The sequence below is a fragment of the Streptomyces lacaronensis genome (assembly GCF_047337785.1).
GTDB lineage: Bacteria > Actinomycetota > Actinomycetes > Streptomycetales > Streptomycetaceae > Streptomyces > Streptomyces lycopersici.
In genome coordinates this window covers 635,214-661,770 of the sequence record NZ_JBLHDK010000003.1, presented here as the reverse complement: position 1 = coordinate 661,770, position 26,557 = coordinate 635,214, and the positions used below count along the sequence as shown (strand labels likewise).

Genomic DNA, 26,557 nt, shown 5'->3' with positions numbered 1-26,557 from the left:
ATTTCATGCAGCAGGTGGCGACCGAACCCGCGGGCGAGGAGCTCTCCCTCGCCGAGCGCGCCTATCGCGCCATCCGCGACCGGCTCGTCATGCTGGAGATCCGCCCGGGCGCGCCGATCAACGAGGACCAGCTGGCGCAGTCCCTCGGCGTCGGACGCACTCCGGTGCGCGAGGCGCTCAAGCGGCTCCAGTACGAGCGCCTGATCACGACCTACCCCCGGCGCGGCACCTTCGCCACCGACGTCAACATCACCGACCTGGCCCATATCTCGGAGGTGCGCCAGGAGTTGGAGCCCCTGGCCGCCGCCCTGGCCGCGCGGCGCGCCACGGCCGCGGACCGTGCGACCCTGACGGCCGCCCTGCGCGAGCTGGAGGGCGCGGATTCACCTCAGCGCGACGCCGCCGAGCTGATGCGCCTGGATCTCCAGGTCCACCGCGCGATCTACGCCGCCACGCACAATCCGTACCTGGAGGACACGCTCGTCCGCCACGACAATCTGGCGACCCGCATCTGGTGCCTGTTCATCGACCGTCTGTCCGACATGGCCGGTCACGTCGGAGAGCACGGGCCGTTGATCGAGGCGGTCGTCGCCGGTGACCCCGACAAGGCGGCACAGCTCGCCCACAGCCATGTCGAGGGCTTCGAACGGGCGATTCGCGCCGCGATCTGAGACGGGGCCGAACGTCCGGAGCCCCGACGGCATCGACCTCACCCCCGGCACACTGTTCGCCGACATCCTCGGATGGGTCGACAACGGCACCGAGGCCGACCGGATCCGCCCGACCATCGTGGAGATGTTCCGTGAGCGGGCGCGGACCAGGCCGGACGCCGTCGCCATCGTCGACGAGCACCGGTCGCAACGCCTGCTGTGAGGCGGCCGGGCCGGCCGGCCAGCCGGCCCGTCCACCATGGAGGCCACCAGGTACGTGAAGGTGACGCGCTGTTCGGCGATCACGCTCAGCAGGTGGTGCGGATCGCGTTCGCCCGAGTCGTTGAGCTGCACCACGACCTCGGCGTCATCGATGACGACGGCCCGGCGCGCGGCCGGATGTTCGCCGCCGTCGCCGTGGCGGGCGGTCTCGGCGCCGCCGGGGGAGCGGTCATCGGCGGTGCGGTCACCCAGGGCCTTGGATGGCGGTACGTCTTCCTGCTGTCCGTTCCCGTCGCCCTGACGGCCGTCGTGGCCACGCCCCGGCTCGTGCCCGCCCGTACCGTGACGGCTCACCGCGAACTGGACCTGCCCGGTGCGCTGCTGTCCGTCACCGGTCTCTCCCTGCTCGTCTTCGCGATCACGCACACCACGGCATCCCGACCGCCGTCGCCGGTCACCGCATGGGGCTCGGCACCGTCATCGGCGCCGTCGCCGCCGTGCGCACCGGCCCCACCGATGCCGCACGCCCCGGCGCGGCGGTCGCCGGCTACCAGGTTGCCCTCCTCGTGGCGGCGGGCATCGCCCTTCCCGGCGGACCGCTCGTCACCTGCCCGAAGACCGCCCCGGACGAGCCGGCACCATCCCCGGAAGAGCTGAGCACAGGGCCCGGCCACGCGGCTGACCCGATACGGCTCCCATGACCTTGTAGCCCGCTGAGCCCGAGCCCGAGCCCGCACGCCGATAACCTTGGCCGCTATGACGCGCGCTTGGATCCTGCCGATAGTCCTCGTGTTCTGCGGCGCAGCCCTCGCCACTGGCCTGACCTCCAGCGGAAACCCCGGCACAGCCGTAGCGCCCCTGCTGGTGTTCGTAACTCTCGCAGTCGTGAACTCGCCCCTGATCTTCCCGAGGTCGATCAGCGCACCGGAGGCACAACGACGCGGCGCGGCAGACGGCCGCCCAGTCGTCTTCTGGCGCCCGGGCTGCGCGTTCTGCCTCCGTCTGCGCATCCGCCTGGGCCGCAGCGCCCGCCAGGCGCACTGGGTCAACATCTGGCGTGACCCGGCTGGAGCGGCAGCGGTGAGGGCGGCCAACGACGGCAACGAGACCGTACCGACCGTCGTCGTGGCAGGCCGGCCACACACCAACCCCGACCCCGCATGGGTACGCGAACAGCTCTCCCGTTCCGCGTGACCGGGGGGTACTCGATGAGGCCCGAAGGGGACCTCCTCCACGATCGGTTGGCGGATGAAGAGACGGTGCCCGCGACGTCGTGGCCGAGAGTGAAGGGCGGGCGGCAGACGAGCTCGATCAGGCCGTCCAGCACATGGACGTCGGAGTGGCACAGCCCGGCGGTCCCGACGTCCACCACGACCCAGCCCGGATCGGCCACCGGGTCCGGCAGTTCGGCACTCCGCGGCGGGAGGTACGACCACGGTCCGATCCGGAAGTGTGGTCCGTGCTCCGACGACGTGGCGTATGCGGTGGCGACATCGTTGCCTCATGACCGTCACCTCTCCGTCAGTCGCCGCGCCGCAGACTCTCTTTCCGGGACGCTGGGTGGGCGCGGCATCCCTCGTCGTCGGGCCCTTGCTGGTGCTTGCCGGTGTGCTGCTCCGTGTGCGCTTCAGCTTCTTCTTTCCCGCGCAGCTGAGCGCCTACGAGCGCCATTCGCATCTCATGACCGCCTCGTACAGCCTTGTCGCGGCGGGGTGGGTGCTGCTCTGGCCGGGAGTGGCGCTCCTGGCCGCCCGGATCGGTGCGCGGTGCCGGGAACTGGCTGTGTGGGGTGGTGTTCTCACCGTCCTGGGCCTGTTCGCCCGGGCGTTTCACGCAGGTGTGGATCACGCGGACTTCCAGCTGGTGACTGCTCAGGGCGCGGCGTCGGCGGCCCGGACCGTGAGCGAGACCTATGGCGCTTTCCACGTCTTCAGCGCGCTGAACGCCGCCATCATGGGCGGCTGGATCCTGCTGGCCGTCGGCGCCTGCCGCGCACGGGTGCTCGGACCCCGGCGCGCGGTGGCCCTGGGCCTGGTGTCGGTGATGCCACTGGGGGTGCTGAAGGGGACGACCGCGTGGTCGGTCGTGGCCGCCACGGGGCTGTGCGTGGCGCTCGTACCGCTGGGCGTGGCCGCATGGCGCACAGGGCCAACGCCGCGGGCGGCCACGGTCATCGGGAGGCTTGTGCTGGTGGGTGCGGTGGGCACCGCGATGTTCTGCTTCGGGCAGGCGGGATGAGCGCTCGGTATTGTCGTGCGGTGCGCATCGTGCGGTGGCGCCCGCGGACCGGGCCACATCTGCTGGCAGTCGACGCCTGTGTGGCGGGCGTGGTGACGGCCGCGTATGTGGCACTGGCCGGGCAGGGCGGGTCCGAGGGACTGCCCCGGTTCTCCGGCCCGGTGTGGATGGGCTGGCTGGTGGCGGCGGGTGTGGGAGCGCCGCTGGCCGTCCGGCGCCTGTGGCCCCTGCCCGCCCTCGCGGTGGTACTGGGTGCCACGGCAGCGGCGACGCTCCTCGACATCACCCGCGACCCCTACCTCGCCACCGCCCTGGCCCTCTACGCGGTGGCGCTCCTGGTACCGCCCCGCCGGGCCGTGGTGGCGCTGGCACTGACCCTGGCCGTCTCGGCGGCCGGGTCATCACGGGAGAGGCGGTGCTGACCCCGTCCGGCCCATGGCCGGAAGCGCTCGGAACCGCGGCGCTGGTGTGGCTGGTGGCCGGTGCCGCCTGGGGTGCGGGCCGTGCCGTACGCCGGCGGCGGGCCCGGGCGGCGCGGCGCGGGCGGCGCCTGGCCGAGGAGGCGCTGGCCGAGGAACGCCTGCGTATCGCCCGGGAGTTGCACGACATCGTCTCGCACAGCCTCAGCGTGATCGTCGTCAAGGCGTCCGTCGCCAACCACGTGGCCGAGGAACGCCCCGAGGAGACACGGGACGCCATCGGCGCGATCGAGCGGACCGGCCGGGAGGCGCTGACCGAGATGCGGCGCGCCCTGGGCATGCTGCGCGGTGACACCGCCACACCGCACACTCCGGGTGCCGACGCCGAACCGCACACCTCAGGTGCCGATACCGGATCCCACACACCAGGTGCCGACGCGGCGCAGATGGCACCTCCACCCGGACTGGACGACCTGCCCGCCCTGGTCCGGCGCGCCGAGCGGGCGGGCATCCGCGCCAGGCTCCGTACCCGGCTGGCGGCCGACCTGCCCGCGGGGACGGCACTGACCGTCTACCGCATCGTCCAGGAGGCGCTGACCAACGTCGTCAAGCACACCGGCGACGGAACGCACTGCGAGGTCACCGTCACCGCGGACGCGCGCGGCCAGGTGCACATCGAGGTGGTCGACGACGGGGCGGGGAGGGCGCCCGTGTCCGGCCGGGCAGACCTCAGGGGCGGTCACGGACTGGTGGGGATGCGGGAACGGGTGATGATGTACGAGGGGACACTTCAGGCCGGGCCGCGGCCCGGCGGCGGGTTCGCGGTATCGGCCCGCCTCCCGGCCGAACCCGCGCCCGGGACCGCATCCGACCGAAGGGAGCCGACCGCGTGACAGAACCGATCCGGGTACTCGTCGCCGACGACCAGTCCCTGCTCCGGGGCAGCTTCCGCGTGCTCATCGACACCGCGCCCGGACTGACCACGGTGGGCGAAGCCGGAACCGGCACGGAAGCCGTCGAGAGCACCAGGCGGCTGCGCCCGGATGTGGTGCTCATGGACATCCGGATGCCCGGCATGGACGGGATCGAGGCAACGCGGCACATAGCCCGGTCGCCCGGGACAGCACAGACACGCATCCTCATCCTCACCACCTTCGACCTCGATGAGTACGTGTACGGCGCGCTGCGGGCCGGGGCAGCGGGGTTCCTGCTGAAGGACACCTCGCCCGAGATCCTGCTGGCCGGTATCCGCACCGTCGCCGCGGGGGAGTCCCTCCTGGCCCCCTCGGTGACCCGGCGCCTGATCGCCGCGTTCGCCCGTCTTCCCCACGCGTGCCCGGCGCCCGTCTCTTCGCTGGAGAACCTCACGGACCGCGAGCGAGAAGTCCTGCTGCTGGTGGCCCGCGGCCTCTCCAACACCGACATCGCCGAATACCTCCACCTCAGCCACGGCACCGTCAAGACGCACATCGGCCGGCTGCTGAGCAAGCTGGAAGCGCGCGATCGTGCGCAACTGGTCATCAGCGCCTACGAATCAGGGCTCATCACGGCGACCAGCGGCTGCTGACCAGCACCGGCGAAACCCATGCGGTCACAGCGCCGGCTTCGGCTGCGCGTCATCGACATCAGCGGCCCGTGGGTCTCGTCGTCGGCGGCGACCACAAGCCCACGACCCGCCTCGCCTATCCGGGCACCATCGAGCCCGGTGACAACGCGGCCGGCGGCCCGGCACAGGGCGATGCCAGGCGCACTCGGGAACGGCGGATCCAGGTTGACGTCCACCAATCGGGTACCGGCTGTCGCGACTTCCGCATCGTCGGAGCTCGCGTACGGCAGGCAGAGCGTGCAGCTCTCGGGACCGGAACGCCGACCGTATCGACATGTCCGCTCGCGGCGAGGAACTGTCAGGGGCTGCTCGCTGAGTGGTGCTCGGCCCAGCCAGTGGCGGTCACCACCTCGCGCGCGATATCAACGACGGCACGCCCGTCCGTCGCCACCCGTACGGTCTCGGCGGTGGCCTGCTGGCCCAGCAGCCGTGCCTTGCGGGCACTGGCTTCCAGTTCCTGCTCGAGCTCCGAGCCGAGTTCCCGGCGCGCCAGCCGCTCTCGGGCGGTGGCTGCCGCCGCGACCTTGCCCGCGACCTCCTCGCCGACCTACGACGCATCGACCGGCAGGTCCGTGACAACGAGGCCCAGCTGCGCGAGCACCACTTCGCCAGCTACACAGGCACGGCGCCCGTGGATGCCTCCAGCGGGAAGAACACCCGCCACCGCCTCAACACCGGAGGCAACCGAGCCCTGAACTCGGTACTGCACATCATCGCCGTCTGCCAGATCCGCGACGGCGGCCGCGGACAGGAGTACTACCTGCGGAAGATCGCCGAGGGCAAAACGCCGGCGGAGGCACGACGGGCCCTCAAACGACGCCTGTCAAACGTGGTCTACCGCACCCTCAAACGCGACCACCACACGGCTCTCACTACGGCCGCTTGACACACAGAGGCCAGCGGTCCTTTTGCAGGACCGCGAAGGAGATAACGGGGGGCCGCGAGGTGCCGGCCGACCCTCACAGCGCGTCGGGATCAGGAAGCCGTACACCTACCCGTGCTGCGGCGGCGTGAGCACGCGCCTTGCGGGGCGAGTCAGGCGCACGGTCGGCAGCACCGGTCCGTAGACCTCGCTGGCGACGACCTGGCGGCTGCGTCCCGACCGTCATCAGACCTTCCAGGGAGCCTGGTGGGAGTGGAAGGTTTCGGCGAACGTCCCCGCCTTGGGCCATGCCTTCCCATCACCTACGAAAAGGCGCTTTCCTCCCGACCGAACGCGCAGGTGCAGCTCCAGACGTTCGTGCTCGGCGCGATGGCCTACCTGGACCAGAGAATGCTCGTGACGTGGCCACAGCCGTCATCTGGCTCGGAGGAGCTGCTATTCATTCGCTGATTGTTCGTCATGGCGCGTACCTTCAGTGCTGGGGGAAGGGTGACGAGAGCCGGTGAGGTCGGTGGCGAGCTCCCACAGCGCGGCGCCGAGGTCGCGTGAGTACAGCTGGGGTGACCCCTTCGAGGGCCGCGTGTGGGTGTGGTAGGCGCCTGCCAGGGGGCGATCGCTGGAGGCGAGGTGTACCAGGCGGGCGGCGCCTTGGTCGGGAGAGTCGATGAAGGGACGGGCCAGCACCTTCATGACGGCGCCACTTTTGCCCATGTAGCGACCGAAGTCGGAGGCAATGATGCCGGGATGGAAGTCGCCGACGTCCACGGCGAGGTAGCGGTGACCGTATTCGCGCAGCAGGATTCCGGCTGCCAGCTTGGAGCGGGCATACGCGCGGTGTCCGGACAGCCCTTGTCGGCTGCGGGCCATATCGTTGAGTGAGTGCAGTCCGATGGCGGCGTTCTTGTGGGAGCGTGAGTTGGTCGCCAGGACGCGGCCACCCCGCAGATGGTCGGCGAGCAGAGTCATCAGCAGCCACGGGCTGACCACGTTCACCTGGAAGGTGGCGTCGATGCCGGCCGCAGTGCGCCGGTTCGGCATGACCGCGCCGGCGTTGGCGGCCAGCACGTCGATGTGGTGTGTGGCGCGTGTGATCTGCTCGGCCAGGCGGCGCACATCCGCCAGGCTCTCAAAGTCCGCCGTGTACCAGGGGGCGTCCAAGGCTTCGCCCATCTGTTGGGTGCGCTGTTCGTCCCGTCCCACGAGGTACACGAGGGCTCCTTGTGCCCGCAAGCGGCGAGCTGCCTGCGCGCCCACTCCGGAGCTGGCGCCTGTCAGGACCACGGTCTTGCCGTTCAAGTTCATGCCGCGCCCCCCGTCCGCCCCCCGCTGACAGCAAGATGTGTGGCACAGCCAGGCCCTTCGGCCACATCGACGAGGCACTGGGCGAGATCGGCGCGGCTGACGGCCATCGGGCTTGGGGATCTCAGTTCTCCCGTGGCCTGCCATGCGGTGGTGGCTGCTTGGTCGGTGAGAGCACCGAAATAGACGACGGTGTAGTCCAACCCCGAGGCGGCCAGTATCTGCTCCGCCGTATCGAAATCCTGGTAGTCCCGGCGGATCAGCAGTCGGGTGAGCACACGCAGTGGCCGAGAGGTTGCATACCGCGACTCGCCGCTACCCCAGGCCAGGGGCACTACGATGCGCTGTACATCGTGGAGGTGCATGGCGGTCACCAAGTTGGACGCAGAGCGCGCCATGACGGCCGGGCCTCTGTGGCCCGCAAGCCAAAGCGGGTTGCCCAGAGCGCAAATCACCGCCTCCTGCCCCTGTACGGCGTGGGAAACGGATGGCAGGTGGTCACCAGCCGCACCTTCCACGATGCTCAGGCCTTCTGCAGTGTCCATGGCTTCAGCCCGGCGGACCAGTGCTGTCACTCGATGTCCGCGTTTCAGAGCGTGACTGACGACTTGGCGTCCCAGGCCCCCGTTGGCTCCGACGACGAGCAGTCGCAATTTCCGCACCTCCATTTTGCTTGGATTCTCCAACCAAGTTGTCCTGCCTCCAGTGGTATGTCAAATTTGGAGAGTCCAAGCAACCGGAGAGGTGACCGCAATGTCTCAGCACCCTCGTGAGGAGGCCCGTCGGACGCCGGAGGAGCTGACATATGCCCTCGTCGACCGAGTGTTGGCCATCTCGGCGGCGACCTTTGGCGCGGTCAACCAGGCCCTCCAGGAGTTGGAGCTGACCGAGGCGCTTGCCAACCTCCTGTGGCATATCGATCCGGCGGGTGAGCCCCTGACTATGGGGAAGCTGGCGGGCAAGCTGTATTGTGACCCGTCGACGGTCACGTTCCTCATCGGGAAGCTGGAGCGTGCTGGTCTAGTCGAGCGCAAACCTGGGCACCGGGATAAGCGCAGCCGCACCGTGCATCTCACCGCAGACGGCAGCCGGGCCCGGGCCCGGCTTGTTGAAATCATCACTCACCAGACCCCGCTGGCGAACCTCTCACTGCGCGAGCGCATGCAGTTGTTGCGCCTGGCCAGCAAGGCTCTGCCGCTTCCTGCCTCACCCGTCCCGCCGACCTGTTTCGGCGAAGGACCCAGCGGCGCGAGCCCCGCACCGACGCCGCGATGAACGTCCAGCCCCCGCTGTGCTGCGTAAAGATCTGCTGCGTTCTGATCAGACCAGGAGATCGGGGCCGGCGGGTATCGGCCGTGGCTGCCATAGCTTGATCGCCGGTGTCTTGTGCGTCGCGTGTCGGCACCGACCGCGGTGGCGCGCGCGACGAGCAGCCCGCCGGAGTTGAGGCGCCGCCGACCACGGCCGTTCCGGGCGGCCTACCCGGACGACGCGGCCCGGTGATCGGGCCCCTGCCCGCCTGGCGTCGCGACGACGTGTTTCACACCACCGACATCTGCGACATCGCGGATGCGCCCGGCACTGCTTGGAGGGCCCATCGTGAATACGGCGCCCTCGAACACCGACAGCAGGCGCAGCAAGGTGGCACGACAGCCCGGTCCGCAACGCCGGGAATCGGTATAGACCCTTCGTCCTGCAAGCCATCGGAGTGGTCCTGATACCCGAGGGCGTGCCCCGTGGGCCCGGTGTGCGTGCCGTGGTCGTGCCTGAGCTCACGGTGCCCGTCGGCCTGTGCGGGCCCGTGCCCGCGGCGGGCACCGATCCGTGACTCAGCGGTCCACCACGGCACCACCGCGGCGAATGCGGAGCGCATGATAGAGGGTGAGTAGGCCTGCCGGGCTGGTCAGCAAAGGCTGCCTGAATGTCGGGTGGTGCTACATCCCGTCACCGATCTCGGTCGCGCCCGGAGCCAGCCCGGCGAGGAATGCCTTGACGTGCTCTCTGTGCTCCTCCGGCAGGCCCTCCAGCAGTTCCTCGTCGATTCCGCGTAGCCTCTCGGCAACACCGGTCAGCAGTTCACGACCCTGGGAGGTGACCTCCAGGCGCGCTCGCTGTCCCTGCCCGGTCCGCACTCCGGCGACCACACCGAGCTCCTGAAGCTGACGGACGGTGGCATGCATACTCTGCGCGGTGACGCCTGCCCTGCGGGCGAGATCGCTGTACGACAGGTCCGGACGCCGGGACAGGTGACCCAGCGCACCAAGGTGACGCAACGTCAGCCCATCGGCCGCCAAGGCATCCTCGATGCGGCGCTGAGCGGCACGTCCGGCACCGACCAGCAACAAGGCCAGCGAACCGGTCATAGCCGGCTTGTATGCGGAGGTACCCTCTTCGTTTGCGGTAGGCATGGCGCACCCTTGCTATGTCGACCCTGATATCCAGGGAGGACACCCTCTCATGACCAGACTGGAACGGCAGGCGATCACCTGCCGTTCCAGTCTGGTCATGAAGCCGAAGTCGACTACGGACAGATACGGCGCCCTTGTGGAGAGGGCTTGTGATGAGGGAAGCATGAGCCCGTGCCTGGGGCGACGTCACAGCTGGCGACCCCATAGTCATGCCGGGCCGTTGGCGGTCGTGTCTCAGTGGCGGGTGAAGGTCTGGCGGTAGGCGGTTGGGCTGGTGCCGGTGGCTTTGTGGAAGCGGGCGCGGAGGTTGGCGGCGGTGCCAAGGCCGACGCGCCGGGCGACCTCGTCGATGCTGTGGTCACCGGATTCGAGAAGCTGTTTGGCGAGGTCGATGCGAGCGGTCAGCAGCCATTGCGCTGGAGATACCCCGACTTCTTCCACGAAGCGTCGGGCGAAGGTGCGCTCCGACAAGGCCGCGTGTTTCGCCAGTCGGCGGACCGGCAGTGGTTCGCCGAGGTGAGCCAGTGCCCACTCCCGGGTCCGGGCGAGTGACTGCCCGGACGTGTGAGGTATGGACCGCTTGATGTACTGGCTCTGACCACCAGTACGGTGTGGCGCCGCGACCGCGAGTCGAGCCGCGGCGTTGGCGGCGGCCGCGCCGTGGTCACGGCGGATGATGTGCAGGCACAGGTCGAGCCCCGCGGAGGCGCCGGCGGAGGTGAGAACCTGGCCGTGGTCGATGTAGAGAACATCCGGATCGATGAGTACGGCGGGGTGGTGCCGGGCGAGGCGGTCCACCGCCCGCCAGTGTGTAGTGGCGGTCAGCCCGTCGAGCAGGCCGGCCTCAGCAAGAGCGAAGACACCAGTGCAAATGGACACGATGCGCGCCCCGTCAACATGGGCCTCGCGCAACGCCTCCAGCGCCGCGGCCGGGACGGGCCTGTCCATGTCATAGCCTGGGACGACGAGAGTGTCGGCCTGCGCCAGAGTGTCGAGTCCACGGCTGACGCCCAGTGAGAATCCATCGGAACTGGACACGGTCCCCGGCTCGGGTGCGCAGAGGACGATGCGGTAGTTATCGGGCAAGGCGCCGAACACCAGCAGTGGGACTCCCAGGTCGAAGGCCACTACACCCTCCAAAACCAGAAGAGCAATGGTGTGGGGCACGCCGGCGGTAAGCGTAGAGGACTGCATGGCAGAAAAATAGCGCTTCCTGTCGGACCTGCCACTCGATCACAACTATTTCGACAACTAGCGTAGTCGGTATGAGCGAAGAGAATAACGCTGAAACCGAACGGACGTTGGAAGTCGGTATGCTTCTTTTCAACGGCCACACCACACTGGATTTCATCGGTCCGCACACGGCCTTCTCGGGCGCGGGCATGAAGGTCCACCTGATATCCGGCACACGTGAACCGGTTGTCTCCGACACCGGAGTGACCATCACGCCGACCGTCACATTCGACGACTGCCCTGCCCGACTGGACATCCTGTTCGTGCCCGGAGGGTCCGTGGACGAGGTGATGCTCGACAGTGCGGCCATCGCGTTTCTGGCCGACCGCGGTGCGACGGCCTCGTATGTCACCTCGGTCTGCACCGGATCGCTCGTCCTCGCGGCGGCCGGGCTGCTCGACGGCTATCGCGCGGCAACGCACTGGTCCACCCGTGACCATCTGGCACGGCTGGGCGTCGAAGTGTCGACGGAGCGCGTGTGCATTGACCGGAACAGGTTCTCCGGCGGCGGCGTGACTGCGGGCATCGACTTCGGCCTCACGGTCACTGCGCACGCCCTCGGAGAAAAGTTCGCGAAATGTGCACAGCTGGCCATGGAATACGCCCCCGAGCCACCTTTCGACGCAGGCTCCCCCCAGGGCGCGGGACCCGAAGCGGTGGCGCTGTTCAATGAGTTCGCCATAAAGATCGACGAGGATCTTCAACACGCCGTGTCCCGTGTACTGGAGCAGCGGACGGCGGTGGGCTCGGGCACCACGAAATCATCTTGAGGAGGTGGGGATAAGACGAGTCGACATGAGGGCACGCTTCGCCTGGTAGTTCGGGCGGCGTTGGACGTGTCATGCCGATAGCCCGAATCTTCGAGGCGAAAGAGCTGGAGCCTACGGCCTGGCCTCCGCTGTGGGCTCCAGCCACATCGCTCTGCTTGACCCAGATTTCGCTTTGACCCATCGGCGTTGAGCAGCCGAATTGAAGAGGACGGGGCACCACGGCCATCCAGTTGGGTTCCTGACGGTCCTGGACCGCCGTGATGGCCCTGTTGACCGCGTCAGCGGGAAGCGATGTGTAATCAGTTCTTCGGCGTTCAGGGCGCCACTGGCCAGCGCCACAAGGTGCGTCGGCAACGGCCCCGTCGGCGGGGCCACCGCCTCGAGCCGCTTACGGGAACGTGCCACCAGGACCTGTCGGCCGGCCCCGGAAAGGCCGGCAGCCGGGGTGGCGTTTGCAGGCGCTCGGACTGGAAGAACCAGGGGAGCCCACGGGTCAGGACGTCCGAAGGTGACGTTTCCCGAACCGACCGCATCCGCGTGGTGTCAGGCAGGCAGGCGTGCGAAGAAGGGATCGTCGATGGCGTAGAGCCAGCGGCCATCGGCCTGACGGCGGGTGACTTCGGTGGTGTCCACCACGGTGGCTGCACCATCGCGCCGAGTGATCGTGGCGGTGTGGGACACCAATGCCAGCCCTCCCGTTTCCCTTACCGAACGGATGGAGAGGTCGATGGCGACCTTGTCGTCGATCAGTCTCCGCAGTTCGGCCCGGATCGCCTCGTGACCAGTGGCCGGATCGTCGCCCAGGCGGCCGAGGATTCCGCTGGGTTCATAGAGGGCGATCAGCCCGTCGACGTCCCCTGCCTGGAAACGCTCGAGGAACAGCCGGGCGAGTTGATCAGGTGTCTCGGCGGCCGCCGGTGCCCCCGGCCGCCGGTACGGTGGACGGTCGCCCCATTCCGAGCCGGCCACCATGTCGTACCAAGTGGGGCCCTGGCCGGGCGGCCTGCAGATCGTGGCCACATGGCCGGGGAAGTTAATCGGCGACGCCTTCCCTGGTGTCTCCGCGATCTGGGCCGCGATGTCCTCGGCGATCGCGTATCCAAGGTCATGGCGTGGCCACGCAGCGAGCGCATCGGCGATGAGGTCCTCAGGAAGGGCCTCGCGGGCGAGGCCGGCGACGTCGGTCGCGATGCCCACCTGGGCGACCCCAGCCTCGGGAGAGGACCTGGTGGCGATGCCATCAGAGGTGTGCAACGCGATCCCGGCCCACACCCGTTCGGCGCGTTCCTTGTCGACTCCGGCATCGAGCAGGAACGCGCTTGCCATGTCCGCGCCGTCAACCTCGAACCGCTGCTCGCCGTTACCTGCCTCACTGAGTCCCAGATCGTGTAACAAGCAGATCAGGAACACCAGTTCCTCGTCATAATCCCGCCCCGGCTCGAGACCCTGAGCCATAGCGGTAGGACGCGTGAACATGAAGCTACGGGCGCTGTGGCCCATCAGATGACCAGGCAAATGCTCGGCGGCGTACGACATGGCGTCATCAGCCAGGGTGCTCGGCTGAGACAGTCCCAGGTCACGTGAACTCAAACTATTCATTGACTTCCTCAGTTGGTCTTATTGCGGGGTGGGGCACATGTTGGTCGGACTCGGATGACCTGGCGCCCGCGGGGGCGATGGCCGGTCCGGTCGCACCGTCTCTCCACCCCTCGCGCTTATGGCGAGACGCTGTTCGTCGTGGTGGCAGGCCGTTACCTGGGTGATCCGCCCAGCATCGTTGCTGTCGGCCTACCGCGAACTCAGTCACCACAGTATCAGACAGGCTTAAAGCTTGCCTGATGGGTGGTCTCGCACATCGCCGCCACGCCACTGGGCGTACGCGGCGAGGGAATGCCGCCCGGTGCTGGGTGCAGGCTCGGGCCGCGGCCGACGGCGTAGCGGGCGGTGGTGAGCACGTTGGCGGCCAGCACCGTCAGCAGGATCGCGCGGTCGGGTTCCGGCCACGGAGCGTTTCTTCGCCCGACCTGTGCCATCACCTGCTGACGTCTCGCGGACCACTTCTGACCAGCGATGCCCTGTCGCGGTGTCAGACCAGCCCAGGGCGATGGTGCCGGACAGGGCTGACCGTCTCCAGAGCGGCGGCCAGGCGCAGGATGGTTGTCTCGTCGAACCAGCGGGAGACGAGTTGAACACCGATCGGCAGGTTGTCGGTGGAGGTCCCGAAGGGCAATGCCAGGGCCGGCAGACCGGTGAGGTTGAACGGAACGGTCGCCCGCATGATGCCGCGCGCCGGGACGGTGGCGTCTCCGATGGAGAACGTCGGCTGGGCATGCGGTGGGGCGGGGATCGGGCACACCGGGCACAGCAGTGCGTCGTAGCGCTCGAAGTACGCGGCGAACAGTGAGCTGAGCCTGTCGACCTGCTGCTGTGCGGCGACATAGTCGGCCAGCGTGACCTCCGGTGCGGCGAGCGTCCGCTGGACGACGGGATGCACAGCGGACTCCCGGCCGGCAGCCGCCTCGCGGAAGTACGGCACCACCTCGGCGGCGTAAAGCACCGCGCTCAACGCGGTTGCGTCGACCGCCTCCAGCCCGGCCGGTGGGGCGGGCTCGACCACGCAGCCCAGTTCCCGCAACGCGTCGGCGGCGGCGATAACGGTGGCCGTCACCTCGCGGTCCACCGGGCCGAACGCGGGGTCGCTCGCCCAGCCCACGCGCAACCCGGCCACGTCGCCCGGTCCGTCCATGGATGTCGGTGAGTGCCGTACGTGCCCGTCGATGCCATCGGGCCCGGAGAGCAGCGCGAACGCGGTCGCGATGTCCCGCACACTGCGGGCCATCGGGCCGACATGCCAGTAGCGACGGGGAACCGCGGGCCAGTGCCCGGTGATCGGTATCCGCCCCCGAGTCGCTTTCAGGGCAACGATGCCCGTGTCATGGGCTGGTCCGCGCACCGAAATGGCGACATCGCTGCCCAGCCCCAGCGGCGACATCCCGGCGGCGATCGCGGCCGACTCACCGCCGCTGGAACCGCCCGGAGTGCGCTCGCCGTCCCAGGGATTGCGGGATTGGCCGACGAGCAGGTTGTCGGTCTCGGTCCAGTAGGAGAACTCCGGCAGGTTCGTCTTGGCCAGCGGAATCCCTCCGGCCGCCCGCAGGCGGGCCACGGCGGTCGCGTCCGCCGCGGGAACATGGTCCCGGAACAGTGCCGAACCGCGTGTGGTCACCGCTCCCGCCACATTCAGCGCGTCCTTGACGGTAAAGGGCACACCGTGCAACGGCCCCACCGCTTCACCGGCCGCCACAGCCTCATCCGCGGCACGCGCGGCGGCGATTCCCTGCTCGGCGAGCACGGCCATCACGGCGTTGACTTTCGGGTTGACCGCCTCTATACGATCCAGATGTGCCCGCACCACCTCCACCGCGGACACCTGTCGTTCACCGATCAGCTCCGCCAACGCGGTCGCGTCCCGGTAAAAGATCTCGTCCTCGGCCATCGATGAACCCTTCCGCCATACCACGCCGAAATCACGGCACTCAACGATCTCGCAGCAGCAACGTCCGCCTTTGACGCACGCCACCTGCCCAAGCACCGGACAACTGCCAGGTGCCTGTCGACGACGCTGCGTAGGTGCTGGTCGTCGGCATGGCGGTTTCGCCGATGTAGCGGCGGATCATGCTACGCCGTTCCCTGCGGAAGGGTGAGGATGACTTCCGCGACGCGTTCGTAGGCTTCACCGGAGGCGGTCGCCCGCTGCTTCGCCGACCCCCTGCTGGAGCCTCTCACCTGGCACGTTTCCAGAGTGATGCGTCTCCTGATCGATGAGGCCGGTGACCCGCATGGTGAGGTTCAGCCGCCCGCCCTCGACCCGCACCGCCCCGTCACCCTCACCGGGCCGCCTCGGCGGCGGACCGCCGGGGCGGCGCTCGCGTCCTCGATGCCGAGACCGGACGCCGCCAGATCACCTCCAACCTTGTCGGCAACGCCGTTACCCACACTCCGCCGGGCACCCCGGTATGCACTGGCCTCGGCACCGAGAAGTCGTGCTGGCGCAGCTCGGACCGGACACGGACCCAAGCCGGCCTGGAGCGCCGGTTGACGTCGCCACGTCGGCCGCTCGGCGGGGCCGTCTGCGGTCTGCCGTTGTTCTCCGTCCTGTCACGGCTTGGCGGGAGTGAACCCGTCCACGTCCGTGGCACCGGCCGTTTCCCGCCGTTGCCGTATCTCCGCGAGCGTCTTCCGGTTAAAAAAGCAGAGAGTGCTCCTGAACTGCAACGATAGGACTCTACTAGGGACTGTCTCCAGTTGTGATCATTGGGCTTTCAGGATGCTGCTGATCCAGATGGTCGCTGCGCGGAGATGGAGTCCGGCGAGGTAGCTCTCGGGCGTCTTGTCGTAGCGGGTCGCGATGCCTCGCCAGTCCTTCATCCTGTTGATGGCCCGCTCGACCGTGTTGCGGTCGCGGTAGAGATCGGCATTGTGGGTGACGGGCCTGCCGCCCCGGCTGCCTTTCTTCCTGCGGTTGGCGGCCTGGTCCCTCTTCTCCGGGATGACTGCCTTGATGCGGCGTTTGCGCAGATGGGCTCGGTTGGCGCGGGAGGAGTAGGCCTTATCACCGGCCACGGCAGCCGGCCGGGTGCGGGGACGGCCGACCGGCAGACGGACCCGTACCTTGCTCAGAACCGGGATGAACTGCGGGCTGTCGGCGGCCTGTCCGGCGGTCAGAAGGAGCGCCATCGGCCGGCACCGCCGGTCGGCAGCCAGGTGGATCTTGCTGGTCAGCCCGCCGCGCGACCGTCCGAGCAGGGCGGCCTTCAGCCGGGCCCGCCGTCGTAAGCGGATGCGCCGGCGTTCGGCCCGGACCGGATCGCTTTCGCCGTCCTGCCCGCCTTGTCCCTGCGATGCTCCCCCTTTTGTGAGGCTGCCTCCTCGAGTGCGGCCAGAGTCTGTTCGCTGACCCGCATGCCGGCGGCGTCGTGATGGGCCCGCGTGGTGGTGGAGTCCACGCTGACCAGGGACATGTCGATCTCGTCCCTGCGGGCGGCCTCGGCGATCGCTTCGTCCAGCAGGGTCTGGAAGACGCCCGCGTCCCGCCATCGCATGAAGCGGTTGTAGACGGTCTGCCAGGCGCCGAACCGCTCGGGCATCTCTCTCCACTGGCTGCCGGTGCGGAACCGCCAGATCACCCCCTCGAACTGCTCACGCAGCCGCTCGGGGTACGGGCCGAACCTGCCGACCGGCAGGAACGGCTCGATGAACTCCCACTCAAGGTCGGTGAGTTGCGCACGCGTCACAGCACAGTCTTATCGGACCGGCCCCCACCCCGGGGCTTGATCACAACCGGAGACAGTCCCTAGGGTCCTGTTGGCTGCACGGGAAGAAGCACTTTCCAGAGGAACAGCCGTATCGGGTTGTACCCGGTCTGCGCAGAGGGCGGTGGCAAAATGGTCTGGCAGACCGGGGCGGTGCTGCTGGTCGAAACCGTCCGGACCGGTCCGGAGGCCACGGAGAGCCAGTGGGTCAGACTTCTTCCTGCGGGGCGGTCAGCTGCTGCTGGATGGTCTGGGCATCGAGCAGGTACCACATGTCCTCGAAGCGCCCATCGCGGAAGTGGTAGAAGGCGTACTCGGTGAAGGTGACACTCCGGCCGGTGGGCTCCAGACCCAGCCACGGCTTGACCGGAGTGCCGGTGTCGGTGAGCCGGGCGGCCACCCGGTCACCCTCAATGACAAGGTCGTCAAGGCGCCAGACGAAATTGTCCACGGCGTCCATGTGCTGCTGCATCGTGGCGACGTAGTCGTCCCGAGACACCGACTCACCGTTGAACACGAGGTTGTCGTGGGCGAACTCGGCCATCCGGTGGAACTCACGGGCGTTGATGGCCTCGATGTAGTCGAGGTAGAGCCTGCGCAGGTCCTGGGTGCTCATGGTCTTTCCTTACCGGTAGTTGTTCAGAGGGACTTCAGGAGGGTGACGCGGCGGGCGTGGACCGCGGCGTGCACGGAGATGCCGGGCGCGAAGTGGTCCCAGCCGTGGCTCAGGCCGGGCAGGACATGCAGTTCGGCACTGACCCCGGCGGACCACAGGCGCTGGGCGTAGGCGACGGTCTCATCCCGGAAGGCGTCGAGTTCGCCGACCTCGAGGTAGGCCGGGGGCAGGCCGGAGTGGTCCTCCAGACGGGCGGGGACGACCGTCGCGGGCGCGTCGGCGGCGTGGGCGTCGCCGAGTACGAGCTGCCAGGCGGTGTTCTTGAGGGTGTGCAGGTCGGCGGAGAAGGCGTGCAGGTGCGGGGCGAGCGGGGTGTCGCTGTTGTCGAGCATGGGGTAGATGAGGATCTGCCGGGCCAAACCGATGCCGTCCTGGCGGGCGCGGATCGCCGTGGTCGCCGCCAGGGTGGCGCCGGCACTCTCGCCCATCACCGCGATCCGGGCCGCGTCCACGCCCAGCTCATCAGCGCGCTCGATCAGCCAGGTCAGCCCCGTGTACACATCGTCGGTGAGGGTCGAGCCGGTCACCTCCGGGGCCAGCCGGTACTCCACCGACAGGAACGGCACACCCGCGGCAGCGACGTACTGCGCGATGAACGGTGCGAAGTGCGCCACCTCGCCGGCGACCAAGGCGCCGCCGTGGGCGTGGACGACGGCCGCGGTCGGGCCGGTGACGCCGGGTGGGGTGAACCAGTGCAGGTCGATGTGCGCGCCGTCCCGGGTTGCCGCGGTGAACGCCTGGTGCCCGACCTCGGGCCGGTCCAGGCCGGCGGTCAGGACCGGGTAAACAGTGGCAACGCTGTCCCGCCAGGTCTTCCAGTCACCGGGCTTGAGCGGCTCGGCCGGAGTGTCACCGGCACTGGCGGCGAAAGCGGCGGCCAGCTCGGGGTCGAGAGAAAGAGACATCGTGCATGCTCCAGGGTCGTTCTTCGAGGTACGTCGATGACGCTATGATCTAGACCTTGGTCTAGGTCAAGGAAAGGAACGAGCGTGAGCGATGACAGCCTCACGATCGGCGAGGTCAGCGAGCGCACCGGGCTGGGAATCCACACCCTGCGCTACTACGAGAAACAGGGACTGCTGCTGGGCTCGGTGGCACGCAGCAGCGGTGGGCGGCGCCGCTACTCCGCCTTCGACGTCGAATGGCTCCAGCTCTGCAACCGCTTCCGCGCCTGCGGCATGCCGCTGAACGACATCCGGCGCTACGCCGAACTGGTCGCCGCAGGTCCGGGCAACGAACAGCAACGCCTTGATCTCCTGCGCACCCATGAGACTCGCGTGCGGGCCGAACTGGCCCAGATGACGGAGAACCTCGCGGTGATCGCGGCCAAAAGCCGCCTGTACGCCGAGCACGTCGAGGCAGGCACCGCAGGCACATTGTGGACCGGCCAGACACCGACCTGCCTCGCCTTGGAAGCTATGGCGAACCGTGACAACTAGCCACGCGCTGTCGTGAAGCGGGCTGTCCGACGGGTGGTCAGGTATGCGAAAAGTGCCTCTGCCCAGCAAGAATGAGGATTGTCGAGATCCTTGTTCCTGCCGGGTTGATGACGCTCTTTGAAAACGGCCACCCGGTGCTCTGAGGTGGTTCCAAACCTGCTCTTTTGATCTCCCCACCCATCGTGTGATCTCGCTCGGCGTGTCGGGATGGGACGTTCTGTTCGAGGAGAGCCTGTGTGAGCTACGAGTTCGGCCTGTTCGGGGGCCTGAATGCTCACGCGGGAGGAAGACATGGACGCCCACGCACTGCGTCGTCAGGGTTGGACGATCTCGGCGATCGCGCGGCATCTGGGCCGTGATCGCAAAACGATCCGTGCCTATCTCAATGGCGAGCAGGTTCCCGGTCAGCGCCGTCAGAGCCCGGATGCCTTCGTGCCGTTCCTGGAGTACTGCCGGCAGCGGCTGGCGGACGATCCGCATCTGTGGGCTTCAACCTTGTTCGACGAGGTCAAGAGCCTGGGCTATGAAGGCGGGTACTCGACATTCACCCGCGCGCTTCGCCGCTATCAGGTCCGCCCTCACTGCGAGCCGTGTCATGCCGCGACCGGTCGGAACGTCGCGGTGATCGCACATCCACCCGGTGGGGAGATCCAGTTCGACTGGCTTGAGCTACCGGGCCCGCCGGAGATGTCGGGAGTGGGTGAGCATGCTCATCTGATGGTCGGGGCGCTCGCGCACTCCGGCCGCTGGCGGGCAGTGCTGGCGGAATCCGAGGACTTCCCGCACCTGGTCCAGGCCCTCGACCAGGTAGTGCGAAAACTGGGCGGGACCGCGAGACGGTGGCGTTTCGACCGGATAGCGACGGTCTGCTACCCGTCCAGCGGGCAGGTCACCGCCTCCTTCGCCGCAGTCGCGAAGTATTACGGCGTCGGAGTAGACATCTGCCCGCCCCGTCGTGGTAACCGCAAAGGCGTCGTCGAGAAAGCCAACCACTCAGCCGCTCAACGCTGGTGGCGCACGGTCCCTGACGCGCTGAGCGTTCTCCAGGCACAGTCCGGCATCGACAAACTCGCCGTCCGGATGGATGACCGCCGCCGGACGGTAGACGGCATCAAGGTTACTGTCGGTGAACTCGCGGCAGCGGAACCGTTGTTGGATGTTCCAGTCCGTCCGTTTCCCGCTGAGCTGGAGGCGGAGCGGACGGTCAGCCCGCAGTGTCTGGTGTCCTTCGAGGGAAATCTGTACTCCGTCCCACCAGGACTGGCCGGGTCCCAGGTCAGAGTCCTGCACCGGCTCGGCGAGGACTACCTCGACATCGCCACCGCCGGACGTGCTGTGCTCGCCCGCCACCGCCGGGCACCGCGCGGAGCAGGCCAGACCGTGCGGGATGCCGGCCACGTCATCGCGCTGGAACGCGAAGTGCTGGCCTCCTTCTCGGACCGGGCCCCGTGCAAGAACAAGGTCCGCAGACCGCTGTCCGAGGCCGCGCTGGCCGAGGCCGAGCGACTGCGCGGACAGCGAGACGTCGCTGGCGATCCGGCCGAACGGGTCGTGATCGACCTGTCCCACTATGCCGCCGTGGCCGACCGGCTGCGGAGCGTTCCCTCACCGGAGGAGGAGAACACGGAGTGAGTACGTCGCCGATGCAGATGAGCGAAGCACGCCGCTTCCAGCAGCTGCGAGGTCACCTGTCCTACCTCAAACTCAATGACGCCGCCGAGGCACTCAACCGAGTGTTGGACCAGGCCCGCGCCGAACGGATGTCGCTGACTGCCGCGCTGGAACGGCTGCTGGAGATCGAGGTCGAGGCCACCGAGGCCCGTCGACTCGCCGCCCGGCTGCGGTTCGCCTGCTTGCCGGAACCCTGGACCCTGAACGACTTCGACTTCGCCGCCCAGCCGGGAGTCGACGAGAAACTCATCCGCGATCTGGCCACCCTGCGGTTCCTGGACGACGCCTCCAACGTCCTGTTCGTCGGCCCACCGGGGGTGGGCAAAACCATGCTGTCCGTGGCACTCGGCCGGGCCGCGGTCGACGCCGGGCATCGCGTCTACTTCACCACCGCCGCCGAACTCGCAGCCAAGTGCCACAAAGCCGCCCTCGAAGGACGTTGGAAGACCTGCATGCGCTTCTTCGCAGGCCCCAAACTTTTGATCATCGACGAGCTCGGGTATCTTCCGCTGCCCGAGGACGGTGCCTCTGCCCTGTTCCAGGTGATCAACCAGAGGTATTTGAAGTCGAGCACGATCCTGACCACCAACGTCGGCATCGCCGACTGGGCCGGCGCCTTCGGCGATGCCACAGTCGCAGCCGCGATGCTCGACCGGCTCCTGCACCGAGCAGCGGTGGCAGGCATCGACGGACCCTCCTACCGGCTCCGCAGCCACCAGAGCCAGGCCGACGCCATCCGCCAGGGAGTGAACGCCCGTGTCTCCTGACGCTGAGACCGCCCCAATCGCCCCCCAGCCAGCCAACTGCCCCAGCTGCCAGGGGGAGTTCATCCCGCACCCCCGCCAGATCTACTGCTCTCCCCGCTGCAAATCCGCAGCCCATCGACTCCCACCCGCACCCCCGGCAGCCCACACCTGCCCGGTCTGCCAGGGCATCTTCACCGCCAACCCCCGCCTGCGGCAGATCTACTGCTCGCCCAACTGCCGACGCGACGCGGAGAGACAGCGCAACCAAGAACGCGACGAGCAGAGAGCCATCCGTCTTGGCGAGCAACAAGCACGACCGACTCCAGCAGCCACCAGCAGTCCTCCTCGCTCGGAAGAGGCCCTGACCCCGACCGCCGTCCGGAACTGCCCGCACTGCGACCAGCCCATCACCATCGTGGCCCTGCTGGCCACCCCGGAAGCGGCCCGGCCATCGATCACCAACCGCGTCCCCGACATCACCCCACTGCGGCGGACCCCGTGACCAGGCCAGGCACCGACGCCATCTAACCCTCACTGATCAACAGGCCCCGACGACCTTCGGTCGTCGGGGCCCTCACACATGCTCTTCGCTCCCCACCCTCCCCACACGCTTCACGACGCAACGGAATGGAGGGAAGAGCGGCATTGGCTGATTTCAGAGATCCTCATCACCGTCGGAGGCACTTCCCAGGTGAATAAGCGTATCGGGTCCTATCCCCGCGTTCGCGTCGAGGGCGGTAGCCAGACTGTGGTGTCCCAGGCAGGGGTCGTGCTGCTGGCCAAGACGGTCCGCAAGGCTGGACTGGACCGGGGGGATATCGACGGCGCTGGCACCGTGGCGACGTCCGCGGGCGGTGCATGATCCGGGCAATATCCTGCTGGACGTGGCCCTGGCGGTCGCGCTGGGCGGGGACTGCCGCTGAAGTCCGCCAACAATATCTGGCGGTTGGCCGACCGGGAAGCGCCTGATGCGGGCGGGACGGTGACCGTGGACCTCGACGGGGTGCTGGTGATCGCGCACTCGGTGCCTGTCCTACTCGGTCAGCATGGTGATCACCGAGGCGATACACCAGCATGTGCTGAAGGTTCCGGCATCGGCCTGGACGGCGGCCGTCGAGGCGGACGGCGAGATCCGCGACGGCGCTTGGGTCGCTGAACTCACCGGCGACGTCCTGGACGGCTGGCCCATGGGCATGCGGCTGATCGTCAGGAAGGAACGACCGCACCCCGGGGCCCAGTTGCGGCTCACGGATGCAGACGGCATGCGACTGACCTGTTTCGCCACGAACACCTCGGGCCGGCCGATCGCCGAGCTCGAGCTCCGTCACCGGCTGCGGGCCGGGCCGAGGACCGCATCCGCGCCGCCCGGGCCACCGGCCTGCGCAACCTGCCCCTGCACCGCACCGCCCAGAACCGCATCTGGCTGGAGATCGTGCAGATCGCTCTCGACCTGCTGGCCTGGATGCCGATGCTCGGCCGGACCGGCAAGGCCAGACTCTGGGAGCCCCGCCGACTGCGGCTCCGCCTGTTCACCGCGGCCGGACAGCTCGTGACCACCGGCCGTCGGCGAATCCTCCGCCTGGCCCGGCACTGGCCCTGGACCGGTCACATCATTGCAGCCCTCGACCGGCTCACCCAACTGCCCGACCCTGGCTGACCAGCCGATTCCTCGTCCCTTCGACAGCACCTCAACACCCGGAGCAGTGGAATCCGGCGCCACGTCTGATCAGGAGACGTTGTCCATCGGATGCGTCACTGCGAGCGGTGCGGCGACGGCCTCCACCACACCGTCCAGCGGACGAGGAGTGGGGTGTGCGGCGGTTCTTCGTCCGCGACCCCAATGGCCGGGCACCGTGGCCTCGGAGGGGGCCGCGAAATCCGTAGTGCGGCACGTATTCCCCGAAGCCGACTCTATGAGGGTATGGACAAGCCGGGAGTGATTTTGACGGTTTTCATAACGAATTGCGAGTTGGTTCGTGCCACCCCGGGCAGGCCGGTGAGTTCTGCCATGTACAGGGCCTCGTAGGACTGGATGTCAGGTACCGCGATCCATAGGAGGTAGTCGGGCTGGCCGAACATCCGCAGGCACTGGGTTACCTCGTCGAGTTGGGCGACTGCCATTTCGAACGCTTCGATGGTGGCTCGGTCCTGGACCGCCATTTGAACATGCAGCAGTACGTGGAAGCCGCGGCCGATGGCGGCCGGATCGGCCGCCGCGTGGTAGCCGGTGATCACGCCGCTGCGTTCGAGCTGTCGCACCCTGCGCAGGCACGGAGAGGGGGACAGGCCCACGAGGTCGGCCAGCTCGGTGTTCGCGAGCCGACCATTCTTCATCAAATGCGCGAGAATTGCTCGATCTATCTTGTCCATGGCGCACCATGCTAGGGAGAGCCGTCGGCATGGGCGCCTTTGGTGTCACATGTGGCGGTGTTGTGGCCGGCGTGCCCGGTACCAGGTTGCCCACCATGGAGACTGGTCGACTCGCCTCGACAAGGACTCAAGAGCCGGACACCTCGGGAAGATAGAGATCCATGTCGGCCATGATCTGCCGCATCAGAGCGCGGAGCTCACGCTGCTGCGCGGCCGTCAGGGTCGCCAGAGCCCTGTCCTCGACAGCCTTGGTTGCCGCTTGGGCACGCTCGAGGAGGTCCAGACCTGACTCGGTGATCCGCACGTCGAGGATGCGGCCGTGTGTGGGGTGGGGGGCGCGCACCACCAGGCCTCGGTCGAGTAGTGAGGCGATGGCGCTCGACATCGACTGCGCGGTGACTCCTGCGCGACGGCAGAGTTCCGCGCCGGACAGCCCGTTGGGCTTTTCGAGCCCGAGCTGAGCGAGGGCCGCTAGCTGCGCGTGAGTGAGCGAGAACTTGCGCAGCGTGCGGTCGAGCTGCTGTGAGAGTGCGGTGCTGACCATGCGCATCATGTACGGCAGCCGCTGGCCGAAGTCCTCTACCACTGACTCTCCTCCCGCTCTCGCGTCAAGTCTACGTCTGGGCAATGTATCAGTTAGCTGATACGTTGGCTGACATCAAGACGGTGCTGCCTGTCGGATCAGCCCGAATCGACAGCATCGCTGCCATGAACCCGGCCGTAGTACGGCGAACGTGTTCGCGCAGGCGCGAATGTGACGAGAGGCCGGGTGATCGGCACGCGAGCTGCACCGCCTCAGCGGTCATCCGCGTTTGGCACCCACGCATTTGATTCTCGGCCTCCTGCCAGACCAGAGACCGAGGCGCATCCAGGAGGAATGCCATGCCCGCCCCAGTTCCGTTCACCTTGGACAAGGACGTTGTCATCGAGACACGAGACGGCACGCCGCTCCGCGCAGATGTCTTTCGCCCCTCCGAGCCCGGCCGCTATCCCGTGATCATGACTCACGGCCCGTACGGCAAGGACATCCACTTCGAGGACTTCAACGCAGGCGCGTACTCCATCGTCGACGAACGCGGCCCCTATATGAACTGGGAGACCGCCAATCCCGAGTGGTGGGTACCCCGGGGCTACGTGGTCATCCGGGTCGACGAGCGAGGCACCGGGCATTCACCAGGCCAGATGGATCTCTTCAGCCGCCAGGAGCGAGAAGATTACTACGACGCCATCGAATGGGCCGGCGTGCAGGAATGGAGCAACGGCAAGGTGGGGCTGCTGGGCATCTCCTACTACGCCATCGGCCAGTGGCACGTCGCCTCCCTCCAGCCCCCGCATCTGGCCGCCATCGTGCCGTGGGAGGGCGCCGTCGACATCTACCGCGACTGGTCCCACCACGGCGGCATTCTGTCCAACGAGTTCACTGACGCCTGGTGGGTCCGGCAGATCACTGGCAACCAGAACGCGCTGCCGGCGGGTGCCGACAACCCCGGCCACGTAGTGGCCAAGAACGTGGACTTGCCGCAGCGATTCCGCGATCACCCGCTGCTGGACGAGACTTACACCGCAGCAGACGCCGATCTGTCGAAGATTCAGGTACCGGTGCTGTCGGCCGGCAATTGGACCAGCTTCCAGCTGCATCTTCGCGGCAATACCGAGGGCTTCACCGCTGTCGGCTCGGCGCACAAGTGGCTGGAAATCCACAGTGGGAACCATTTCACCCCCTTCTATACCGAGGAATCCCGGAAGTATCAGAAGAGCTTCCTGGACCGCTGGCTCAAGGACGATGCCAGCGCCTGGCGGGACGAGCCGCCGGTGAAGCTATTCATCCGGGACTCTTATGGCGGCGGTCGCTTCCGCGCCGAGAACGAGTGGCCCATCGCCCGCACCCGGTGGACGAAGTTCTATCTGGACGGCGCCACCGGAAGCCTGGGCACTGAACAGCCCGACCGTCGCAGCGAGGTGAGCTATCGGGCACCCGAGGGCGGCACTGTCTTCCTCACCGCGCCCTTCCCCGAGGACATCGAGGTCACAGGCCCGTCCGCCCTTCATGTGTGGGTCGAGGCCGACACGCGGGACATGGACCTGTTTGTCACGCTCATCAACGTCGACCCCGAAGGCAAGGAGGTCACCTTCGAGGACGCCTCCGGCGTCGGCAACCGCGGACCGGTCGTCAAGGGCTGGCTTCGCGTCTCGCACCGTGCACTCGACGAGGAAAAATCTCTGCCCTACCGCCCCTACCACCCGCACACGGAGCGCCTCCCCCTGGAGCCGGGCACTCCTGTGCCGGCCTCCGTGGAGATCCTGCCCACCAGCATGGTGTTCGCCAAGGGGCATCGGCTTGGTCTGGTCGTCCAGGCCGCTGACCGAAGCGATCCCAGCCGTTTCCGTCACAATGACGAGCAGGATCGGTCCGAAACCGCCTTCCGCGGAATCAACACCGTGCACTCCGGCGGCGAACTGGACTCCCACCTTCTGCTGCCAGTTATCCCTGCTGCGGACCACCAGGCGACGTGAGCACCTGAAGCGCTCCGTCGGGTCCGTCTCGATCTTGGCGCCGGTCATCCCGTTCGCCCAGGCCGGTCTCGGTCTGGCGGACCCACCGGCGCAGCGCTTAC

Annotated in this window: 27 protein-coding genes and 5 pseudogenes; 17 read left to right on the top strand and 15 right to left on the bottom strand. The window is 67.9% G+C overall.

Features of this window, described 5'->3' with window-relative positions:
- The first annotated feature begins 5 nt into the window (after positions 1–5).
- From ACMTAK_RS04105 to ACMTAK_RS04090, 4 genes are all read left to right on the top strand, one after another.
- Positions 6–671 (top strand): GntR family transcriptional regulator, encoded by a 666-nt coding sequence (locus tag ACMTAK_RS04105; RefSeq protein ID WP_262697916.1) that lies wholly within the window; start codon positions 6–8, stop codon positions 669–671.
- Positions 631–873 (top strand): hypothetical protein, encoded by a 243-nt coding sequence (locus ACMTAK_RS04100; protein WP_413813273.1) that lies wholly within the window; start codon positions 631–633, stop codon positions 871–873. Before ACMTAK_RS04105 ends, ACMTAK_RS04100 begins: the two co-directional genes overlap by 41 nt.
- Before the next feature lie 92 nt (positions 874–965).
- Positions 966–1,529: an MFS transporter gene (locus tag ACMTAK_RS04095; protein ID WP_413804856.1), complete on the top strand. Its 564-nt coding sequence runs from the start codon at positions 966–968 to the stop codon at positions 1,527–1,529.
- Between the two features lie 99 nt (positions 1,530–1,628).
- The gene (locus ACMTAK_RS04090; RefSeq protein WP_413804855.1) at positions 1,629–2,066 is read left to right on the top strand and encodes a glutaredoxin domain-containing protein; all 438 of its coding nucleotides are present in this window, start codon (positions 1,629–1,631) and stop codon (positions 2,064–2,066) included.
- 58 nt (positions 2,067–2,124) lie between these two features.
- Here ACMTAK_RS04090 and ACMTAK_RS04085 read toward each other — a convergent pair.
- A pseudogene (locus ACMTAK_RS04085) lies at positions 2,125–2,244 on the bottom strand (alcohol dehydrogenase catalytic domain-containing protein); the annotation flags it as partial.
- A 131-nt stretch (positions 2,245–2,375) separates the two neighbouring features.
- Between ACMTAK_RS04085 and ACMTAK_RS04080 the strand changes: the two are divergent.
- The 4 genes from ACMTAK_RS04080 to ACMTAK_RS04065 are packed head-to-tail and all read left to right on the top strand — an operon-like array spanning position 2,376 to position 5,096.
- Positions 2,376–3,110 (top strand): hypothetical protein, encoded by a 735-nt coding sequence (locus ACMTAK_RS04080; RefSeq protein WP_413804854.1) that lies wholly within the window; start codon positions 2,376–2,378, stop codon positions 3,108–3,110.
- A gap of 20 nt (positions 3,111–3,130) precedes the next feature.
- Positions 3,131–3,532 (top strand): DUF7134 domain-containing protein, encoded by a 402-nt coding sequence (locus ACMTAK_RS04075; protein WP_413804853.1) that lies wholly within the window; start codon positions 3,131–3,133, stop codon positions 3,530–3,532.
- Positions 3,526–4,422: a sensor histidine kinase gene (locus tag ACMTAK_RS04070; protein ID WP_413804852.1), complete on the top strand. Its 897-nt coding sequence runs from the start codon at positions 3,526–3,528 to the stop codon at positions 4,420–4,422. The genes ACMTAK_RS04075 and ACMTAK_RS04070 overlap by 7 nt, the downstream gene beginning before the upstream one ends.
- A complete protein-coding gene (locus ACMTAK_RS04065) occupies positions 4,419–5,096 on the top strand; it encodes a response regulator (RefSeq protein ID WP_413804851.1) in 678 nt (225 codons plus the stop codon). The genes ACMTAK_RS04070 and ACMTAK_RS04065 overlap by 4 nt, the downstream gene beginning before the upstream one ends.
- On the opposite strand, the pseudogene ACMTAK_RS04060 reads toward ACMTAK_RS04065, so the two are convergent.
- Both ACMTAK_RS04060 and ACMTAK_RS04055 read right to left on the bottom strand, forming a co-directional pair.
- Positions 5,057–5,344, bottom strand: a pseudogene (locus tag ACMTAK_RS04060) (hypothetical protein); the annotation flags it as partial. The gene ACMTAK_RS04065 and the pseudogene ACMTAK_RS04060 overlap by 40 nt on opposite strands.
- A gap of 89 nt (positions 5,345–5,433) precedes the next feature.
- Positions 5,434–5,655 (bottom strand): annotated as a pseudogene (locus ACMTAK_RS04055) (hypothetical protein); the annotation flags it as partial.
- Here ACMTAK_RS04055 and ACMTAK_RS04050 point away from each other — a divergent pair.
- Complete coding sequence (locus tag ACMTAK_RS04050) at positions 5,548–6,021, top strand: transposase (protein ID WP_413812790.1); 474 nt, start codon at positions 5,548–5,550, stop codon at positions 6,019–6,021. The pseudogene ACMTAK_RS04055 and the gene ACMTAK_RS04050 overlap by 108 nt on opposite strands.
- Before the next feature lie 432 nt (positions 6,022–6,453).
- Here ACMTAK_RS04050 and ACMTAK_RS04045 read toward each other — a convergent pair whose 3' ends face one another.
- Positions 6,454–7,320 carry an SDR family NAD(P)-dependent oxidoreductase gene (locus tag ACMTAK_RS04045; RefSeq protein ID WP_413804850.1) on the bottom strand — a complete coding sequence of 289 codons (867 nt, stop codon included), beginning with the start codon at positions 7,318–7,320 and terminating at the stop codon, positions 6,454–6,456.
- Positions 7,317–7,985 (bottom strand): NAD(P)-dependent oxidoreductase, encoded by a 669-nt coding sequence (locus tag ACMTAK_RS04040; protein WP_413812789.1) that lies wholly within the window; start codon positions 7,983–7,985, stop codon positions 7,317–7,319. The genes ACMTAK_RS04045 and ACMTAK_RS04040 overlap by 4 nt, the downstream gene beginning before the upstream one ends.
- An 85-nt stretch (positions 7,986–8,070) precedes the next feature.
- Between ACMTAK_RS04040 and ACMTAK_RS04035 the strand changes: the two genes are divergently transcribed.
- Positions 8,071–8,592 carry a MarR family winged helix-turn-helix transcriptional regulator gene (locus ACMTAK_RS04035; RefSeq protein WP_413804849.1) on the top strand — a complete coding sequence of 174 codons (522 nt, stop codon included), beginning with the start codon at positions 8,071–8,073 and terminating at the stop codon, positions 8,590–8,592.
- 659 nt (positions 8,593–9,251) lie between these two features.
- On the opposite strand, the gene ACMTAK_RS04030 is transcribed toward ACMTAK_RS04035, so the two are convergent.
- Together ACMTAK_RS04030 and ACMTAK_RS04025 are read right to left on the bottom strand one after the other, a co-directional pair.
- Positions 9,252–9,680, bottom strand: coding sequence for a MarR family winged helix-turn-helix transcriptional regulator (locus ACMTAK_RS04030; protein WP_413804848.1), 429 nt, complete (start codon positions 9,678–9,680; stop codon positions 9,252–9,254).
- A 279-nt stretch (positions 9,681–9,959) separates the two neighbouring features.
- Complete coding sequence (locus tag ACMTAK_RS04025; RefSeq protein WP_413804847.1) at positions 9,960–10,892, bottom strand: GlxA family transcriptional regulator; 933 nt, start codon at positions 10,890–10,892, stop codon at positions 9,960–9,962.
- Between the two features lie 98 nt (positions 10,893–10,990).
- Between ACMTAK_RS04025 and ACMTAK_RS04020 the strand changes: the two genes are divergently transcribed.
- Positions 10,991–11,728, top strand: coding sequence for a DJ-1/PfpI family protein (locus tag ACMTAK_RS04020; protein WP_413804846.1), 738 nt, complete (start codon positions 10,991–10,993; stop codon positions 11,726–11,728).
- Positions 11,729–12,271: 543 nt separating this feature from the next.
- On the opposite strand, the gene ACMTAK_RS04015 is transcribed toward ACMTAK_RS04020, so the two are convergent.
- From ACMTAK_RS04015 to ACMTAK_RS03990, 6 genes and pseudogenes are all read right to left on the bottom strand, one after another.
- On the bottom strand, positions 12,272–13,264 hold the full coding sequence (locus ACMTAK_RS04015) for a nuclear transport factor 2 family protein (RefSeq protein WP_413804845.1): 993 nt from the start codon (positions 13,262–13,264) through the stop codon (positions 12,272–12,274).
- 278 nt (positions 13,265–13,542) lie between these two features.
- Positions 13,543–13,761 (bottom strand): hypothetical protein, encoded by a 219-nt coding sequence (locus tag ACMTAK_RS04010; RefSeq protein WP_413804844.1) that lies wholly within the window; start codon positions 13,759–13,761, stop codon positions 13,543–13,545.
- Positions 13,762–13,814: 53 nt separating this feature from the next.
- Positions 13,815–15,224: an amidase gene (locus ACMTAK_RS04005; RefSeq protein ID WP_413804843.1), complete on the bottom strand. Its 1,410-nt coding sequence runs from the start codon at positions 15,222–15,224 to the stop codon at positions 13,815–13,817.
- Between the two features lie 815 nt (positions 15,225–16,039).
- A pseudogene (locus ACMTAK_RS04000) lies at positions 16,040–17,022 on the bottom strand (IS5 family transposase).
- A gap of 226 nt (positions 17,023–17,248) precedes the next feature.
- Positions 17,249–17,656: an ester cyclase gene (locus ACMTAK_RS03995; protein WP_413804842.1), complete on the bottom strand. Its 408-nt coding sequence runs from the start codon at positions 17,654–17,656 to the stop codon at positions 17,249–17,251.
- Between the two features lie 23 nt (positions 17,657–17,679).
- A complete protein-coding gene (locus ACMTAK_RS03990) occupies positions 17,680–18,621 on the bottom strand; it encodes an alpha/beta hydrolase fold domain-containing protein (protein ID WP_413804841.1) in 942 nt (313 codons plus the stop codon).
- A gap of 84 nt (positions 18,622–18,705) precedes the next feature.
- Here ACMTAK_RS03990 and ACMTAK_RS03985 point away from each other — a divergent pair, with 84 nt between their 5' ends.
- The 5 genes and pseudogenes from ACMTAK_RS03985 to ACMTAK_RS03965 all read left to right on the top strand — a co-directional run bounded on the left by ACMTAK_RS03985 (position 18,706) and on the right by ACMTAK_RS03965 (position 23,229).
- A complete protein-coding gene (locus tag ACMTAK_RS03985) occupies positions 18,706–19,155 on the top strand; it encodes a MerR family transcriptional regulator (protein ID WP_413804840.1) in 450 nt (149 codons plus the stop codon).
- 291 nt (positions 19,156–19,446) lie between these two features.
- Positions 19,447–20,787, top strand: coding sequence for a Mu transposase domain-containing protein (locus tag ACMTAK_RS03980; RefSeq protein ID WP_413804839.1), 1,341 nt, complete (start codon positions 19,447–19,449; stop codon positions 20,785–20,787).
- Entirely contained in the window at positions 20,784–21,593 is an 810-nt protein-coding gene (istB, locus tag ACMTAK_RS03975; protein ID WP_413804838.1) for an IS21-like element helper ATPase IstB, read from the top strand. Before ACMTAK_RS03980 ends, istB begins: the two co-directional genes overlap by 4 nt.
- The gene (locus tag ACMTAK_RS03970; protein WP_413804837.1) at positions 21,583–22,074 is read left to right on the top strand and encodes a hypothetical protein; all 492 of its coding nucleotides are present in this window, start codon (positions 21,583–21,585) and stop codon (positions 22,072–22,074) included. The genes istB and ACMTAK_RS03970 overlap by 11 nt, the downstream gene beginning before the upstream one ends.
- Positions 22,075–22,263: 189 nt before the next feature.
- Positions 22,264–23,229 (top strand): annotated as a pseudogene (locus ACMTAK_RS03965) (transposase).
- Between the two features lie 254 nt (positions 23,230–23,483).
- Here the strand turns inward: ACMTAK_RS03965 and ACMTAK_RS03960 are convergent.
- Both ACMTAK_RS03960 and ACMTAK_RS03955 read right to left on the bottom strand, forming a co-directional pair.
- Positions 23,484–23,942, bottom strand: coding sequence for an Lrp/AsnC family transcriptional regulator (locus tag ACMTAK_RS03960; protein ID WP_413804836.1), 459 nt, complete (start codon positions 23,940–23,942; stop codon positions 23,484–23,486).
- A 127-nt stretch (positions 23,943–24,069) separates the two neighbouring features.
- On the bottom strand, positions 24,070–24,528 hold the full coding sequence (locus ACMTAK_RS03955; RefSeq protein ID WP_413804835.1) for a MarR family winged helix-turn-helix transcriptional regulator: 459 nt from the start codon (positions 24,526–24,528) through the stop codon (positions 24,070–24,072).
- Positions 24,529–24,824: 296 nt separating this feature from the next.
- Between ACMTAK_RS03955 and ACMTAK_RS03950 the strand changes: the two genes are divergently transcribed.
- Entirely contained in the window at positions 24,825–26,456 is a 1,632-nt protein-coding gene (locus tag ACMTAK_RS03950) for a CocE/NonD family hydrolase (protein WP_413804834.1), read from the top strand.
- Positions 26,457–26,557: the final 101 nt, after the last annotated feature.

Bases quoted from the DNA above. Each gene is read 5' to 3' on its own strand.
- ACMTAK_RS04105 (WP_262697916.1), top strand. From the start codon at position 6: ATGCAGCAGGTGGCGACCGAACCCGCGGGCGAGGAGCTCTCCCTCGCC.
- ACMTAK_RS04100 (WP_413813273.1), top strand. From the start codon at position 631: ATGTCGAGGGCTTCGAACGGGCGATTCGCGCCGCGATCTGAGACGGGG.
- ACMTAK_RS04090 (WP_413804855.1), top strand. From the start codon at position 1,629: ATGACGCGCGCTTGGATCCTGCCGATAGTCCTCGTGTTCTGCGGCGCA.
- ACMTAK_RS04080 (WP_413804854.1), top strand. From the start codon at position 2,376: ATGACCGTCACCTCTCCGTCAGTCGCCGCGCCGCAGACTCTCTTTCCG.
- ACMTAK_RS04045 (WP_413804850.1), bottom strand. From the start codon at position 7,320: ATGAACTTGAACGGCAAGACCGTGGTCCTGACAGGCGCCAGCTCCGGA.
- ACMTAK_RS04040 (WP_413812789.1), bottom strand. From the start codon at position 7,985: ATGGAGGTGCGGAAATTGCGACTGCTCGTCGTCGGAGCCAACGGGGGC.
- ACMTAK_RS04035 (WP_413804849.1), top strand. From the start codon at position 8,071: ATGTCTCAGCACCCTCGTGAGGAGGCCCGTCGGACGCCGGAGGAGCTG.
- ACMTAK_RS04030 (WP_413804848.1), bottom strand. From the start codon at position 9,680: ATGACCGGTTCGCTGGCCTTGTTGCTGGTCGGTGCCGGACGTGCCGCT.
- ACMTAK_RS04020 (WP_413804846.1), top strand. From the start codon at position 10,991: ATGAGCGAAGAGAATAACGCTGAAACCGAACGGACGTTGGAAGTCGGT.
- ACMTAK_RS04015 (WP_413804845.1), bottom strand. From the start codon at position 13,264: ATGTCGTACGCCGCCGAGCATTTGCCTGGTCATCTGATGGGCCACAGC.
- ACMTAK_RS04010 (WP_413804844.1), bottom strand. From the start codon at position 13,761: ATGGCACAGGTCGGGCGAAGAAACGCTCCGTGGCCGGAACCCGACCGC.
- ACMTAK_RS04005 (WP_413804843.1), bottom strand. From the start codon at position 15,224: ATGGCCGAGGACGAGATCTTTTACCGGGACGCGACCGCGTTGGCGGAG.
- ACMTAK_RS03995 (WP_413804842.1), bottom strand. From the start codon at position 17,656: ATGAGCACCCAGGACCTGCGCAGGCTCTACCTCGACTACATCGAGGCC.
- ACMTAK_RS03990 (WP_413804841.1), bottom strand. From the start codon at position 18,621: ATGTCTCTTTCTCTCGACCCCGAGCTGGCCGCCGCTTTCGCCGCCAGT.
- ACMTAK_RS03980 (WP_413804839.1), top strand. From the start codon at position 19,447: ATGGACGCCCACGCACTGCGTCGTCAGGGTTGGACGATCTCGGCGATC.
- ACMTAK_RS03960 (WP_413804836.1), bottom strand. From the start codon at position 23,942: ATGGACAAGATAGATCGAGCAATTCTCGCGCATTTGATGAAGAATGGT.
- ACMTAK_RS03950 (WP_413804834.1), top strand. From the start codon at position 24,825: ATGCCCGCCCCAGTTCCGTTCACCTTGGACAAGGACGTTGTCATCGAG.